Annotated in this window: 1 protein-coding gene (only partly in view); it reads right to left on the bottom strand. The window is 63.2% G+C overall.

Translation table 11 applies throughout. The annotated features are described in order from the left end of the window. Positions 1 to 17,823 carry the 5' portion of an autotransporter-associated beta strand repeat-containing protein gene (locus ACFQDI_RS02875; protein WP_377163208.1) on the bottom strand. The gene continues 12,261 nt to the left of window position 1, outside the view, so the window shows 17,823 of its 30,084 coding nt (coding positions 1-17,823); it begins with the start codon at positions 17,821 to 17,823; its stop codon lies beyond the left edge, outside the window.

The raw sequence follows: 17,823 nt of genomic DNA, 5'->3' as shown, positions 1-17,823 counted from the left end.
TGCCACAGCTCCGGCTGCCGTGATGTCAGTGTTGAGATCCGTGCCAAAGGCATTGGCCGAGTAAGTGGCAAGCCCGGTGATGGCTGAGCCTGCCCCGTTGGCAACGGCCCAGGTGTCCCCGCCAAATGTAGCCCAGCCACCCAGGATGCCGCTGGTGCCATTGGCTGTGGTGGTCGCCGCAGCGCCCCCGCCAAAATTCATGGTCGCGCCAGCCGCCCGCGTGATGGTACCGAGATTGATGCCGGCAAATCCGGGCAGCTGGTAAGACTCATCGTCAGCATTAAAGCTGATCCAGGATTCGATGGATGAAGCACCGGCATTGAGCGCGGTGGAGGCGACAGACTCCAGGATGCCACTGCCCGTGCTGATGATGCGGATGGTTCCGCCATTGAGTGTCAGCGCGCCGGTGGACGGCAGGATGTCGTTGCCGGCACCGTAGTTGAGAATGATCGTCGAATTGGAAGACAGCGTGATGCCGCCGGTGTGTGCGAGAGTTCCTGACAGTGTCAGCCCGCCAAAGTTGCCAAGCACCAGAGCGCCTGCACCGCTGGTGGCACCAGAGAATCCAAGGGCGGAGACCGCACCGCTGCGGGCTTCGCGCAAAGTCAGCGTCTGGGTGAGCACGACATTGCCCGCGCCAGCCAGTGAGCCGATGGTGTCCGCCAGAGTGACAGTGAGCTGAGTGCCTGTGCCGTTGAGATTGATGCGGGCGGCGGGGATTCCTGTGCTGTTGATGGCGCCGCCAGCACGATTCAGCGTCAGTGCGACGTTGGCGTTCACATTGATGGTGCCGCCAAAGCCCACGTTATTGCCTGTCAGTGTCAGGGTCTGGGCGGCAACGGTGGAGCTGATGTTGAGCACGCTGTTCAGGTTGCCGGTAAGGGCCGTGCCAACTGTCTGGGTGTTTTGATCCACCAAAGTAAGCGAGCCGTTCACCAGCTGGATGGTGCCAGCGGTGGATGCTGCGGCAAAGCGGGAGACGGTCTGGGCCGTGCCGTTCAGGTCCAAGATGCCGGCGACGCCACGCAGGCTGCTGCCCAGAGCCAGGGTGCCGTTGCCACCAGTGCCGAGCGCGCCCACACCTGCGCCAGCGCCATAGACGCCCAGGCGCAAAAAGCCGCCATTGAAGATGGTCTGACCCGTGTAGGTGTTGGCACCGCGAAGTTCGAGAGTGGAAGACGCGTTGTCCTTCTGCAGGTCACCCACGCCGGAGATGATGCCACCGAAGATGGAGCTGGTGCCGCTGCTGACGATGAGCCTGATGCCCGCCGTGCTCAGCACGACCGAGCCATCCGCGCCGTTGATGTAGTTGGCATAGAGACCGCCCACGTTGCCGCTGGGCAGCACACGGTAGGCACCTTTGCCGCCGCCTTGGAGGATGGCGACGGTGTCGTTGACTGAAACGCCCGAGGTAAAGACACCGCCGTTATTCTGAATGAACAACGTCTGCGCACCGTCGAGCCCGAAAGCCCCGGTGGTGGTGAAACCGCCTTTGTCCAGCAGGACGGTGCCGTCAAAAGTAGCCCCGTCGGAGATCGCATTGTTCCAGGTGAAGGTTCCGGAGCCTTCCTTGATGAGCCAGGTGCCGCCACCCCCAAAGATCTGGCCGTTGTAGGTGGAGCTGCTGTTGTCCCCGCCGATGGCGAGCGCACCGATGCTCGCTGTGGCTGTTCCTGCACCAAAGCCTCCGGTGGTGAGCGCGCTGAGGTTGATGGTGGTGCTGGTTCCGTTGCCCCCGCTGATCGAGCCCACACGCTCAAATGGCACGAGGTTGGTGGCGTTGACGGCAAAATTCAGAACCTGGGAGCCTGTATTGGCAAAGACAATCTGCGAGCTGTCGCTCAGGACATCCTGAATGGCATACCTGGCCCCGTCCCAGATGCCGCCACCGACCCAGACTGTTCCGGCATTGATGGTGGTGGCACCGGAGTAGGTGCTGAGCCCGGTGAGGAAGAGATCGCCAGCACCATTTTTGGTGAACCCGCCAGCACCTGTGATGGCGCTGCTCAGCACACCGGTGGGTGTGATGGTGAGGGTGGGGATGTTTGTGACTGTGGCGCCGGGGAGCTGGTTGATGAGCACACTGTTGCCATCAATGATCTGCAGAATGATGCCTGTGGCATTGGTAACTCCGGTGCTGCCGGAGATCAGCATGCCCGGAGTGAGCCCTGCGGTGCTGGAGTCCAGCTTGATGACGCGGATGGTGTTGTCAGAGTCCGCCAGAGCGCTGACGGTGGTGGGGGTTCCATTGGTGTAGGTGGTCGTCAGCGTGGCTCCGGCCCCCAGGGCAAGCACGGTGTTACGCGTGCTTGTCAGCGTGGTGATGGTTTCGTTTCTGTTGATGCCGAAAACGGTGTTCCAGCCGGTGTTGCGGACCTTGGCCGTGCTGGCAAGCACAGCTCCACCTGCGAGAATCAACCCGCCACCAGACTGGCCGCCGTAGTTGCTGATGGCCACATCTCCGGTGAAGTCGATGGTGCCGGCGAGCGTTTGTGTGCCGCTGCCGAGCTTGGTCAGACCGCCTGTGCTGCCGCCGATGATGCCTCCGGCGAAGACCACGTCTGCATTGTCCAGCCCAAGGGTGAGGGAGCTTGTGCCCGTCAGCAGCACATTCCCGCCCGTGCTGCCACCGCCTGAGAGGGAGCCCAGCGTTTCGCTGTTTCCGCTCAGATCCAGCGCGACTCCGGCTGCGTTTGCCAGCACCACACCGGAGCGGTCCGGAATGATGGAGACCGGGCTGGCGCCGGCGAGCTGGATGATGCCAGTATTGATGATGGTGCTGCCGGTGTAGGCGTTTCCGCCTGACAGGAACAGCGTGGAAGAGGCTCCGTCCTTGACCACGGACACTGGTCCGCGCTGGACGAAACCATCGGTGTCGCCGATGGTGCCGATGTAGTTGAAGACCCCCGTGTAGGAGCCGGTGAAGGTCAGCGACTTGGCCCCCAGGGTGGTGGAGGTGGTGTTCCCGATGAATGTCAGATCGCCACTGCCATTATTGGCAATGACACCGCCACCCGTGGTGCCGGCGAGGTTGAGGACACGGTCGATGGTCTGGCCCAGCCCGGTGTAGATGAGCGTGCCGGTGTCTGCACCCAAACCGAAATACAAGGTGCCGTTGGCCACGGTGACAGGCGCACCCAGATTGCTGCTGGAACCGCCGCCGGACACGTTGCTGATGGTGCTGACACTCAGCGCGCCGTTTTGGATCCACGTGCGGCCCGTGTAGGTGCTGTCACCCGTCAGAGTCAGGGTGCCGGTTCCAGCCTTGCTGAAGTTCAGGATGGAGTTGGCATTGTTGGTGATCGTGCCGCCAAAGATGGTGCTGGAATTGTCCGCACCTGCCGTGAGCGTGACATTTGTGCCAGAGGCCGTGTTGGTGACCACGCCGCCCGCTCCTGCACCTTCGCTGGCGAGAGAGCCCACCGCGCCGTTGAAACCGTTCATGTCCAGCGTGCCGTTGGCCAGCACGGAGAGCGCCGTCAGCGTGGGCAGCGCATTGGTGACTCCGTAGGTGATCCTGCCATTCGTGATCGTGGTGGCTCCGGAGTAGGTGTTGGCCACCTTGAAGGTGAGGTTGCCAGTCCCGGTCTTGTTGATGCCGGATGCGCCAGTGCCGGTCAGCGGAGAGCTGATGTCCAGAGTGGACAATGTGGGCGAGAGGATCTCGCCATTCCACTGCACCGGGCTGATGTCAAACGTGCGCACCGCGCCGTTCAGATCGACCGCGCCGAGGCCGAAGAAGACCAGCTGATTGGTGGTGGCGGTGGCGTTTGCATTCACTGAGAGCGTGAACTGCGTCGGGCTGACAATGGAGGCGATGGTTGCACCGGCCGGAACACCAGCGCCGATGACCGGCGTGCCAACCACCAGTCCTGCCGTGCTGGTAACCGTCACCGTGGCGTTGCCGCTGGTGGTGGCTGCAGTCATGACGACGCCGAGCTGCGAGACCGCCCCAAGGTTCTGTGATGTGGCGGTCAGGTTGCCGTTCAACGTGAAGGCCCCCGTGCCGACGTTCAGCACCGGAGAATTGCCGCCATTGTTGTTGAACACCACGCCACCAACCGTCTGGTTGAAGTTGTTGGTGTCAAAGGTGGCACCGCCCAGGATGGTCAGGATGCCGGTGTGAGCCATCTGATCGGCAGCCCCGAGAATCACCTGGGTGTTGCGGTCAGTGTAGTTTGCAGGATTGCTGCTGTAGCCGCCGGAGATGGTCAGATTTCCAGGCACAGCGAAGGTGGTGACGCCATCTGCCGCAGCATTGTTCAGCACGATGCGACCTGAATTCACCCATGTCCCGCCCGTGTAGGTGTTCGAGCCGGTGATGAACACGTCGTTGGTGTTGTTCAACGTTCCGCGTCCCTGGTTCCCGTCGATGACCAGGGCCACGGAGCCGCCGGCGGCATTGTCCACAATGTTTGCCGAGACGGTGACGTCCGCGTTGCCGGTGTTGTCAGCCTGGTTGTTGAGCCAGCTCAGCGCGTGCAGGTAGAGATCCGCAGGACTGGACGTGGTGCCGGCGGTCAGCGAGCCGTTGATGATGTTGATGCTGTTGGCCGACGCCGTGGTGGAGATCGGCGATGCGATCAGGCCTCCGCTCGCAAGCGTCAGGGTTTTGCCGCCCAGATCCAGCACGCTGCTGCCGGTGGCACCGGTGTTTGCCTGAAGGTTCAGGCTGTTGAGCGTGGTGTCTGCCGTGAGGGTGGTGGTTGAGCCGGCGACTGGCAGCAGAATGCGGACGTTATCAACCGCAGTGCCGCTGAAAATGGTGTTGGGTGAGTAGCCCGCGTAGCCGTTGTTGGTCAGACCGCCAATGCCCTGAGACGGGGTGTAGGTGGCAAATTCACGCTCAAACGTGGCCCAGCCGCCGATGAGGTTGTTGGTGAGACCGTCCCCGATATTGGTGGTGGCGACACCGTTGAGGTTGGAGATGAACAGGCGCTGTAGGGCGGAAATGTTGCCGTCAATGTTCAGGAAACGCACCGTGCCGTGCTGACCGGCGAGCTGCGCAAAGCTGGCAAAGGTGACATCTGACTGGTTCACGCTCGTGCCGGGCTCCGCCATATCGATGATGCTGCTGCCGTAGCCGAGGGAGACGGCACCGAGCTGCTCCGTGCTGTAGAGCGCGGCGCGGCTGCGCCACTGGAACATGGCACCGTTCAGGGTGATCGATGCTGCGTCATTGATGCGGTCCGTCAGGCTGAGCGGCTCCGTGGAAATGTTGCCGGCGCTGATAAGAAGTGTGGAGTTTGTGATTTCGATGGAAGTCGTCCCGCTCAGACGGCCGCCTTCGATAAGCTGCGTGCGACCGCCGTTGAGCAGGGTGGCTCCGGTGTAGGTGTTGTCCCCGTAGAGATTCCAGTCCTGGGTGAGACCTGCGGCCTGGGAGCGCACGACGGCGATGTTGCTCTGCGCCGCATTGCCATTGCCGATGGCGCCGCGGAAAGACACATTGGCGGTGGTGAGCCCCAGGGTGGCCTGAGCCAACGAGGTGTTGATGACGTAGCCTGCCGTGTTGACGGCGAAGGCGTCGTTCACGGCCAGAGTGCCGGTCTGGGCCTGCAGGTTGTTGATGTTCTGCACGGTGCCGTTGAGGTCAAGGTTGCCGCCCAGGAGCTGCATGGTCTGGTTGGCTGTCAGGCTGAAATCCGTGCCATCGAGCTTCAGGGTGCCCTGGTTCACCGTGACAGCACCGGTGAAGGTGTTGCCAGCGGCGAGGGTCAGAGTGCCGCCACCCGACTTGGTGAGCCCTCCGCTGGTCCCGGCGATGGCGACTCCCAAAGTGAGATCTCCAACGTTGTAGATGATCAGCTCACGATTGCTGGCGGTGGTGAGCGTGCCGGAGCCGGAGATGCCGGAGTTGCCAGCCTGCACCAGGAGGCCACCGCTTTCCAGAGTCAGGACCGCACCGCCGGAGAGGGTGATGCCGCCGCCGCTGCCGAGCTGCAGAGAGTTGATGGAAAGAGAGGCGGCCAGATTGGCGGAGGAGGTCAGGTTCACGTTGGTGCCTGCAGTCGAGAGCGTTGTGACCTGCTCGGAGCCGCTGAGCAGACGGAGGCGGTTGGTGCCTGCATTTGCCCCGGCCGCAGCAGAGTCTGCCGTGACAAATCCGATGCCCGTGCCACTCAGGCTGGTGTCTCCGATGGCCCAGGGAAGGATCGATTTGTTGGTCGTGCCGGTGGCACCGAGCTGGCCGGTGAAGGTGTAGGTGGCGGTGCTGCCCTGAATGGTGGCCACATTGGCACCCGCCGCACTGCCAAAACCATCCGCACGGATGAGAAGCGTGGAGCCTGCGTTGCGAGTGACTCCGGCCGTGGTGAAGTTCAGCTGCTGCCCTGCCCCGGCGTCCAGGGTGAAGACCAGCGCGCCGGCATTGATGGTCATGGAACCCGTGGTGGTCTCCGTCGTGGTGGCGCCGCTGCTGCCAATGATGCGGAAATCGGAGCCTTGGAAAATCAGCGCCGCATTGCCGAGGCGGTTGCTGACGTTGGAGCCGGAGTTGTCGAGCACCAGAGCGCCAACATCATGCACAATGACGTTGCGCGTGGTTCCCTGGCCGGAGCCGAGGGTGCCCAAGGTGCCTGCGCCATTCAAGGACAGCGTGCCCTGCTTGACGATGACGTCACGGCCGGAGAAGGCGTTTGCCACCTGGAGGTTCAGGGTTCCGGTGCCGTATTTGTTCAGCTGGTAGATGCCCAGGGTGCCGGTGTTGGTGAAACCTGTGGTGGTGATGTTGATGGTGCCGTCTCCTCCCAGTCCGACCCAGGAATGACGGTTGGCACCTGCGGTGCCCACCTGGCCCAGCACGCCGCCGGTGATGTTGAGCGTGGCACCGGCATCCGCCGCGAGAGTGACGGCACGCATCTGGTTGTCCGCTGTGGAGGTCGAGATGGTGATCAGACCCGACACGGTGTTGACGCCTGCGGTGGCCCGGATGGCACCACCAGCGTTGATGCCCGCGCTGGTGGCATTGTTGGATGCATTGACAAAAATCCCGTCCGCCACGGTCACGCCGCCGGTCAGTTCGAGAGCAGCGCCCACGTTTGCCAGGATGATGCCGCCTGCGGAGGTGGTGATGGTCGGATTCGCGGCCGTGGTGTTGGCGCTGAGAGTGATGGTGGTGGCGGTGACGGCGGTGATGAAAGTGTCCGCCGCGATGCCTGTTCCAAACACCATCTGGCCGACGCCGTAGCTGGCGGTGCCGCCCGTGGGTGTGAGCACCGTCTGGCCGGAGGCTCCCGTGGTGGCCGTGGCGCTGGTGGTGGAGGAGGCGTTGCCAAGCTGGTTGCCATTGGAAACTCTCAGCACGCCCTGCTGGAGAAACATGACGCCATTCCAGCCGGTCTCAGGGCTGGTGAGCACGAGCGTGCCGATGTCATACTTTCTGAGAGCGTTGTTGGCCGAGGCAAAGGTGAAGGCGTTGTTCAGCGTCAGGGTGTTGCCCTGGGTCACTTCGATTTCACCTGCGGCGGAGTTGAGGTTGAACGTGCGGGAGGTGGCAAAGGTGCCTGTGGCGCGGAAGCCGTAGCCGAGGTTGTTGCCGCTGAGGCGGATGACGTTGCCAGCATCCCCCAGCATCGCGTCAGAAGATGCGGAAATAAGACCCGCAGTGATGTCGATGATGGAGCCGCCACCGCCAAAGGTGTTGCCAGCATTGGTCAAAGCGAGCACACCGGCTCCAGCCTTGGTAAGAACCACGGCGGAAGCACCGGTCGGGCCGCCGGTGAGCAGTCCGCTGAGGATCAGCCCGTCCAGCTGCAGGGAGGTGCTGCCGTTTGCCACGGTGAAGGTGGGCCCCTGATTAGCGGACACGGTGTTGAAGGCGATGTTGTCTGACAGCAGCAGGCCGTAGTTGTTGTTATTGGTCACAGACAGTCCGTTGGCCAGCTGGGACGAATTGAAGCTGGAGGGGGCGACCAGCTTGTTGACCGCCAGCGGGAAGTAAGCAGCCGTGCCTGCGCGCCCGATGGTGAGGGACAGGGCTGTGCCCGTGACCGAAGACTCCCAGGTGATGTCCCCGATGCTGATCGTCTGCAGGGAGCCGGTGCTGTCGCCATCGACCAGCAGAGAGAACGCGGTGCTGTTGTTGATGCCGCCGATGTTGATGGAGGCGGTGCTGCTGAGTCCGTTGATATTGATGCCGGTGATGTTGCCCAGGCCGGATTTGGTGATGGTGTTGGCCCCGGTGGAGCCTCCGATGGAGGTGACCGAGCCGATGTTCGCAATCGGGCCACCGAGCACCACATTCAGGTAGGGGGTCGGAATATTGACGACCAGCCCCGTGGTGGTCAGGGTGGCAAAGCTGAGCGCGCCGTTCAGGGTGAGCGTGGGCAGGCTGGTGCTGGTGTTGTTGAAGATCGGGTTGCCGGCAAAGCTCATGGCGTTGGCAACCGTGCGGCTGGTATTGTCCACGAGCAGGCTGGTGCCGTCTGCAAACGACACGGAGCCGATGCCCAGCGGCCCGGAGGCCAGCGAGTTGGGCACGGTGGAGGTGCTGCTGGCAGAAAGGATGATCCCCCCGCCCTGCACCACCATGCCGCCGTCAAAGGTGTTCTGCCCGCTGAGCTGGAGCAGGCCGCTGTCCGTCTTGATGATGCTGCTTCCGGCGCCGGTGATGACCGACGAGATGCTCAGGGCTGCGCCGATCTGCGTGTAGAGCACGCCGTTCAGCGTCGGCCCCTGGATGCTGAAGGTGTTGGCTCCGCTGCTGAGAGCCAGGAAGCCGCCGGCAATGGTGGGAACGGTGGAGGCATTGCTGCTGGTGACGGTGACCGGCGCGGAGGAGGTGAGCGTCAGGATGCTGTTGGCCTGATTGGTCACGGTGGGCGTGCCCGAGCCGCCGTTGTTGTTGAACGTGATGCTGTTGAGCGTGTTGTTCTGCCCCAGACCGCCGGCCAGGGTCAGGGAGGAGCTGCCCACCAGGATGACATCGTTGGAGGCATCGATCTGCCCGACGTTCGTAAGCATGACGACTGCCGCGTTGTTGATGGTCAGGCCGCCGGCAGGCAGGACCACGCCGGTGCCGATCAGGTTCAGCGTGCCCTGGTTCACAACCGTGCCGCCGGTGTAGGTGTTGTTGGCGGACAAATTCAGAATGCCGGTGCCGGATTTCACCATCGCCACCTTGTTGCCATAACCATTGTCCGCGATGACCGAATTGATGATCATGTTGCTGACCCCGACGGCAAAGGAACTGGCGGTGCCGCTGGCATTGGCGGCCTGGCTGAGGGTCACCTGGGTGGGGCTGTCCACAGACACCACATAGGTGCCGGCAGGAATGCCGACGCCGGTCAGGGTCTGGCCGGTGGCGGATGCGGTCGCATTCTGGCTGACGGTGATCTGCGTGAGGCTGTCCACAGACACCACGGTCGTGCCGGCAGGCAGGTTGCCGTTGGTCAGCGTCATGCCAGGGAGGATGCCTGCGGTGGAGGTCAGCGTGACCGTTTTGGAGCCGTTCGTGGTCGCGGCTCCGCCGAATGTGGCGTTGACGACGGTCATCCCTGCCGTGATGCCGGCGGTCGAGTTCATCGTGATCTGGGTCGAGCCCTGCGTGGTGCTGCCATTGACGAACGAACCTGCGGTGAAGGTCTGGTTTTGCGCGCTGTTGATGGCCGGGTTGCTCAGGGTGACCTGCGTGAGGCTGTCCACAGAAAGCACGGTCGTGCCTGTCGGGAAATTGGCGTTGACCAGCGTCATGCCGGGCTGGATGCCGACGGTGGAATTCATGATGACCACGGAAGAGCCTGCGACGATGCCGCCTGCCGTGTTGGGATTTGTAAACGAAGGGTTCGAGGTGTTGGTGTTGTAGATGATCAGCTCACGCACTCCGCTGGTTTCCGTGCCGCCGGCGGTGATCACGCCGCGGATGGCGGCGGTGCCAAAGCTGGTGTCGAAGGGATTGTTGGTGCGCAGGATGCCGCCGAGTTCGAGGTTCAGCACATCGCTGTTGCTGGTGAAGGCGATGTTGTTGGTGAAATTGCCGCTGAGCCTCAGCATGCTGGCGGTCGTGGTACCGGAGAGGGTGGTGGTCAGAGGGGTGACGGAGTAGGTGCCGAGGTCCGTGATGTTGCCGCTGCCAAACACGGCCGAATAGCCGGCAAAGCCGCCGTTGCCCACGGTGCCCACGCCGTTGGTGGTGTTGTAGGCGGCGTAGTCGTTGGAGTTTGAAATGGCCCAGGCTCCCAGCACGCCGTCACCATACGTGGTGGGCGCGGAGGTGAACACGATGCGGGGGAAGTTGCCGATGCTGCCGAGCGCCGTGGAGTTGAGGAAGTTCACGGTGGTGCCAGCGGCACGTGTCAGGCTGGCAATCGTCAGATCCATGGAGGTGAAGGCTCCGGCGGTGCCGGTGCCGCCAGTCGCGGCCTGGATCGTGTTGGCCCCTTGGGCTGAGATGATGTCCCCCAGCCGTTCGGTGGCCGCCGTGTTGACCCTGCCGTTGACCTGGATGGTGCCGCCCCGCAGCGTGATGGTGATGCCATCGCCAATGCGGTCATTGTTCTGCGTCTGCAGGCTGGTGTTGCTGGTGGCGATCAGGGTGGCCGCGTTGATCTCAATGGCGGAGGTGGTCAGCAGGGTGGCGTCGTTTTCCAGGGTCGTGGTGCCGCCCAGCAGCGAGGTGGTGCCGGTGTAGGTCTGCGCGGTCTCCAGCGTCAGCGTGTTTCCACCGACGCGGCCCAGATTGATGTCGCCTGAGATGATGCCGCCAAAGGTGCCGCCACCGTTGGTGACGAAGGTGCTGGTGGTCAGCGCCGTGTTGGTCAGGGTGCCGGCGGAGTTGGGCATGTTGCCGCTTCCAGTCAGGTTGCCGAGGTATTGAGTGCTGCCGTTGAGATCGACGGTGGCGCCGATGCCGATGTTGAGGCTGTTGACCGCAGGGAAGATGGCATTGAGCCCGGCATTGAGCACCAGGGTGCCGCCCATCACGTTGGTGGTGCTGTTGTAGTAGCTCGTGCTTTCCAGGCTGAGGATGCCGCCGCCCACCTTGGTCAGCTGGCCGTTGAGAAGGGCGGACTGCACATGCAGCGTCGTGCCATCCTGCACCTGGAAGTAGCCGGACTGGCCATTCATGGTGATCTGTGAGATGGCCAGCGTGTTGTCGCCGCCCGTGCTGATGACGGAGCCGGTGGTGAGTGTGAGCAGGCGGTTGCCCGTGCTGGTGATGGAAAGACCGCTGCCGCTGATCTTCAGGGCATTGAGCGTGCGCGAGTAAGCCATGTTGGCAGACGAGTTCACGCTCATGGTGTCCCCGTTGGCCGCCGCATCCAGATTGTTGGTGGTGTTGTACGCGGTGAACCGCACCACTCCGTTGGTGCCGTCATAGGCGGCAAAGTCATCCAAGATGTAGATGCGTGGCAGGATGGCGTTGGTGAAGGTGGTGCCGCCATGCTGGTAGGTGGTGATCTTCACCTTGTTGGTGCTTCCCAGTCCCTCAACCCCGGACAGATCCCAGGAGGAGCCGGAGTTGGCAAAGTTGACCGTGGCAAAGGTCAGCGTGTTGCTGCCGGTGCCGGACATGCTGATTGTTCCCATGATGTTGTTCACGGTGGCGTTGCCCACGGTTTCAGTGGTGCCGTTTCCGATGAGGCTCAGAGCGCCGCCATTGAAGGTGAAGGCACGCCCGGCCACACGGCCGCCGGCCTTGTTTCCGGCGGTGTTGTCCAGCACCAGGGTGCCGCTGGCGGTGAGGTTGATGCCCGAAACCGAACCGATGCTGCCATTGGCGCCGCTGATGGTGACGGTGCCGCGGTTGACCGTCAGTGCACCGCCGAAGGTGTTGGTGCCCGTGAGGTTCAGGGCATAGCCCTGGAACTGCAGCGCCGAGGCGGTGGAGGTGCTGCCGTTCACGATCGCGCTGGTGATGTTGGTGATCCCGGAACCGGCGATGACCATGGTGCGGTTGGTGGCGGATTCAGTCAGATTGACCCCGCCAGAGAGGGTGAGCTCAGCGCCGCCGCCGAGGTCATTCTGCAGCACGCGGTTGGCACCGTTGTTGGTCACGGCACCTCCAAAGTCGATGCTGCTGGAGCCGTTGATGATGGCAGGGTCGCCGGCGAGCGTGAGCGCGTTCACCAGCTTGTTGGCTCCCGTCAGGTCAAACACGGAGGTCAGCACACCGCCGTAGAGGATCACCGCGTTGGCGGCTGTGCCGAGGGCTTTGACATTGCCGATGATGAGCGTCCCCTGGCCAAGGGCGATGCCGCCGGTGAGCGAGGTGGCGCTGCCGAGCGTGAAGGACGCGTCGTTGGCGATGCGAATGTCCAGGCGTGTGAGGGAGGTGGAGACCAGGGCGTTGTCCCTGATGTCACCATTCCACACCGTGGAGCCGTAGCCGCGGATGTTCAGCAGGCGCGTGGCGTTGGCGGCGTTCTGGAAGTTGAGGAAGTTGCCGTTGACGGTGAGCATGGCGCCGCCGTCCAGATTGTTGCTCAGGGTGTTGTCGTTGCCGCCGGAGTTTTTGATCACGTCACCATTGATGGTGATGGCGTTGGCACCGGCGAAGACGGCTGCCGTGTTGTTGTTCATGATGATCGGCTGCGAGATCGTCAGCCCGCCGGGATCGGTGGCGAAAACGCCGGCGTTTGACATCATGAGCCCGCCAAACACGAGCTGCGCGTTCACCGGGATGGTGCGGGCGGCGGAAATCGTGAACGTCGTGGCGCTGGTGATGGCGGTGATGGTGTCACCATAGGCGATGCCGGTGCCGTTGATGTTCATGCCCACCACGAGGCCTGCGGTGGTCCCGCTGGCCAGTGTGATGGTGGAGGAGTTGTTCACGGCGGCTGAAGTCAGGCCGGTGGGGCCGACGGCGCCGAGAGCTGCGCCGGAGGCGAGGCCGAGCATGCCGCTGTCCACCCGGGTGCCGCCCGTGTAGGTGTTGATGGCGTTCAGGATCCAGACACCGCCGTCGCTTTTGAGCACGCGCAGGGCTCCCACACCGCCAAAGGCAGGTGTTCCCAGCCCCTGGGCGTTGTCTGCGAGCACGGAGGTGATCATGTTGGCATCCGTGTTGGTGCCGCGGAGTTCCAGGGTTTTGTCTCCCCCGACGGTGTTCACCGAAGTGGCGGTGGTGTTTTGCAGGTTGGTGATGATGAGCGCCCCGGTGCCGCTGGAGTCGATGCGGCGGGTGCCGGTGGTGCCGGTGAGGTTGATCTCGCGCGTGGTGGTTTCACCGGCACCCACATACATCAGGCTGACGGTGGTGTTGCTGCCAGGATTTCCCAGCTCCAGAATGCCGCCGTTGACGTTGGTGCCAAAGCTGGACGAGGTGGCACCAGCCGCACCGATGGAGGTCACATAGACTGCGTCCTGGCGGATGACGGTCCTGCCGCTGTAGGTGTTGGCATCTCCGAGAATGAGGCCTGCGGAGCCGATCTTGCTCAGCCCGCCGGTGCCGCCGATCGAGCCGGAGACGGTGGCGAAATCAAGGTTGGTGCTGCCGTTGTCGTCCACCTGGATCTGACGCCAGCCATCTCCGTTCACCGTCGTGGCCACTCCAGTGGCGGCCGTGACTCCGGTGCCTGAGCTCAGCACAAACTGGGTGGAGCTGTTGATGGCGGTGATGTAGAGCCCGGCGGGAATGCTGGCGTTGCCGCTGAATGTCTGGCCGATGGTCATTCCATCCGTCGTTCCGCTGACCAGATTGACCGTGGAGCTTCCGGCTGTGGTCGTCACGATGATGGACTTGCTGACGCCAGGGGCGAGGTCGAAATTTCCTTTGATCTCGACGTCTGCCAGGGAGGTGGCGTTGTTGAGCACCAGCGCCCCTGCGCCGATGAAGTTGGGGGTGACTCCCCAGACCGGTGTGCCGAGGCCGCTGAAGTCCACCGTCAGCTTGGAGGTGCCGGAGGAGAAGCCGCCGTTGCCGTAGGCATTGAAGCGGAACTGCCCTGCCCCGGTGCCCAATCCCCGGCTGAAGGTGCCGGAACTCTGGAACACGCCGCCGTTGAGCAGGAGATTGCTGCTGGAGGAGAGGCCCATGCCGTCCGCCGCCTGGAGTGCGCCACCGTTGATGGAGGTCGTTCCACTGTAGGTGTTGGCCGTGGCGGGGTTCAAGATCCAGAGACTGACGCCGTTCTTGGTCAGAGAAAGTGTGCCGCCGTTGGGATTGTCGATCAGGTGGATGGCGATCTCATTGTCTCCCTGGGAGTCGCCGTCCAGTGTCAGGGTGCGGTTGCCGCTGCCGCTGAAGGCCACATCCGCCGTGTTGTTGAAGATCAGGGCCGCATTGTTCAGGATTCGTGAGGCTGAAAGGTTTCCATAACTGCCGAAGGAGGCGATGGTGCCGTTGCCTGCGAGCGTGAAGAGACGGTTGATGCTGACCGAGGGAGTCTGCGTGGCGGTGACTGCACCGCCGGAGTTGGTCCCCACATAGCGCAGCGCGCCGCCGTTGAGAATGAGGCTGGCCGCATTGGTGGCGTCGCTGGTGGCGTCCCCCATGCCGATGCCGCTGGCCACGCCGATGTCGGCGATGTTCGGGATGTCCAGATTTCCACCGAGAATGGTCACCGGCCCGGTGAAGGTGTTGGCATCCGTGAGGGCCACCGTGCCGGACCCGGTCTTGACCAGAGACACCGTTGCGCTGGCTCCGTCCTGGATCAGTCCGGTGAAGACGCCGCCGCCATTGGCACTGCCAAAGCGCAGGGTGGCGGTGCCGCTGGCCGCGCTGTTGGTGATGATGCCGGCACCATTGAGCGAGTTGATGGAGTTGGTGCCCGAGGCTGCGGTGCCGAGGTTGACGCCGTTGAGGTCAAAGGTGGCTTCCTGACGGATCGTGAGATTGATGTTGGCGCCGCCGAGCGCACCGGTGCCCGCCATCTGCAAGGTGCCTTCGTTGACGGTGACGGTACCCGTCTCGGCATTGGCGCCGCTCAGGACCAGGGTGCCGAGGCCGTTCTTGGTGAGGCCGCCCGTGGTCGTGGCGGTGATGGGGGCGGAAATCAGCAGGGTGTCGGTGAGCCCATCCACACGAACGACGAGGTCCTGATTTCCCCCTGTGGTCACACCAGCGCCGCTGATGACGCCGGAACCGCCTGTCTGCAAAATGCCCCCCGAGGTGTTGGCCCCGACGTTGATCGTGAGCAGCCCGGTCTGGGCCACGGTCTGGCTGCCCAGAATTTTCAACGAACTGATGGTGAGGACATCGGTGGATGTGTCGCTGGTCACCAAGTTGTGGCTGGCAGCCGTGAGCGAAGCGCCTGCGGTCACAAAGCCTGCATCTGTGTCATAGACGGGCGCCACCAGCAGGCCGCTGCTGGAGCGGGCGAAATCCGCCCCGTTGATGTAGATGTGCCCATTGCCGGCCAGCGTGGTGGCGGTGCTGGTGGCCACGCCGTTGAGCGTCACCGTGCCGTTGCCGACAACGTTGAGCCCGGTGCCGATGGCGGGTGTGACGAGGGATGTGAAGATGAGCCCCGTGGCACCGCCGCCAGCGGTGATCTTGATGGTGCCGGCACCTGCCGTCATGGTCAGGGCGCCGAGAGTTTCCGTCAGCGCACCGCCGCTGTAGCCCAGGTATTCAAAGGTGCCGCCCGCGACCTGGTTCGTGTTCAGCGGGTCCGCATTGAAAATGAGGGCGGAGGCGTTGTTGATCACGTCCGACCCGTTGCCACTGCCTGCGGTGGCCTGGATCTGCAGGGTGCCGCCCGCGACGGTGACGCTGCCGGTGAAGGTGCCCACCGTGCCAAAGGTGAGCGCCGTGCCGTTGGCGACCGCCGTGCCGATGGTGGTGTTGATCGTGACGGTGTTGCCGCTGATCGCGGTGATGATGGAGCCCGCCGGGATGTTGGTGCCGGAGACTGTCTGGCCCACGACGAGGCTGGCAGCATTGGAAACGGTGAAGGTGTTGGACTGCGCCGCACCGCCGCCCGTGGTCGTGACGCCAGCGGCACCCGCCGTCACATAATTGGAGGCTGTGGGGGCATAGAGCCAGGTGCCGGAGCCGATCTTGACGAGGGAGGTTTTGTTGGTGCCGCTGTTGTCCTGGATCACGCCCAGGATCTGATTCTGCAGCGTGTTTTCACCCCCGAGGTAGAGGTTTTTGATCCCCGCCCCGGTGGCGGCGATGTTGTTTGCAATCACCAGCGCGGAAGCTCCGGAGCCTGTCTGATTGGCCAGAAGGATGCCGGAACCTGTGGTGCCGGTGAGATTGACAGCCTTGGTGACCACTTCGCCGGATCCGAGGTAGTTGAGCGCACCGCTGTTGAGCTGCAGCGCGCCGCTGGCCCCGCTGTTGATCGCGCCAAAGGTGTTGAGCGCCACGGTGCCGGAATTGACGTTGAAGCTGCCGAGGAAGTTGCTCGAAGTCCCGAGGATGGTCAGGGTGCCGCTTCCGGACTTGGTCACCACGTGGGCGGCGCCTGTCGCGGTGAGGTTGCCGGTGAGCAGGGTGTCGCCATTTCCCTGGAGGGTGAGCGTGCGCGCCGTGGCGTCCGCCTGGTTCCACAGGCTGGAGGTGGCCAGGGTGAGGAGGCCGTTGGAGTTGTTTTCGATCAGGGCATTGTTGCCGCCGCCGGTGCCCATGACTCCCGCCGCAGAGTTGTTCAAGCCCAGCAGGGTGACGTTGAAGCCGTCGCGGCCGGTGATGCGGAAGTTGGTGTTGGCGCCGGTGGCGCGGGTTTCCCCAAAGGTCACGGTCTGGTTGATGGCGCTGCCATCGACGCCACGGCTGACGAAGATGCCCGTGTTGGTGTTGTCACGGTTGAATATTTTCCGGGTCGAAAAATCGGCACTGCCCACGCCGGGGGTGTCGGTGCGGACTTCCAGGATGCCGTTGTTGAGATCGACGGACTGTGTGCTGGGGTTGTTGCCCAGGGCGCCGTTGCTGGAGACGCGCACCGTGCCGGAGTCAATGCGCAGGGACTGGGCAAAGTTGTTGTTCGCATTCTGCAGCCAGAGCGTGGTGGCGTAGCTGTTGCCAGATTTGGAAAAGCGGTCATTGGCCACGTCAAAGCCGGTCACCTGGCCGGAGATGATGAAGTTGCCGTTGCCAAAGAACGTCTGCGTGCTGCCGGTGCCCAGCTGCACGTCTCCCGTGATGGTGGTGACGCCATAGACAGAAACGATGTTGCCCTGCGACGCCGTGCCGCCGACGACCAGGTTTCCGGCGATGGTGTTGTTGCCCACGCTGATGAGGGCGCCGCTGTTGTTGCTGGCACCGGGGCCGCGTCCGGAAAGGCTGATGTCACGGGTGAAGGTCATGCCGCCATACGCGCCACTGAGCACCAGGCTGCCGCCGCTGAAGCCCGGATTGCCGCTGTTTGCCAAGCCATTGACGGAGATGACCGTCTTGCCGGTGCCGAGCTGGGCCTGGTCTGTGACGATGAGGGCGCCGCCGTTGATGACCACATCTCCGCTGAAGGTGTTGGCGACGCTGCCCAGCCTCAGGGTGCCGTTGCCGGTTTTCGTCAGACCCGAGGTGCCTGCGAGCACGGAGTCAATCCGTGCACCGATGAAGGCGGAGACGTTGATGATGGGTGAAGGCATGCCGTCCACAGCATTCAGGGTCAGGGTGTCCCCGGTGATGACATTCCCGTCGATGCCAAAGCTGAGCCCGCCTGCGCTGATCGGTCCGCTCACGGTGATGATGCCCGGATCCCCGCCAAACACAGCGATGAGATCGTTGAACCAGTTTACGAAGTCGGTGCGGCTGCTGTCATAAGACCAGTTTGTCGTGGTTGTGTCCCACTGCCCGTCAGAACCGTTGTAGTACAAGGAGGCTCCTCGAACCTGCACAGCCCAGAATGGGAAGAACACAGCCAGGAGAGTGATAACCGGACGTCTGAAGTGACGACGCAAGGTGTCCAAGAGGATGCTGGATTTCTTCAT

This window comes from Prosthecobacter fluviatilis (genome assembly GCF_042655725.1).
Lineage (GTDB): Bacteria > Verrucomicrobiota > Verrucomicrobiia > Verrucomicrobiales > Verrucomicrobiaceae > Prosthecobacter > Prosthecobacter fluviatilis.
This window is presented reverse-complemented; position numbering and strand designations above follow the sequence as displayed.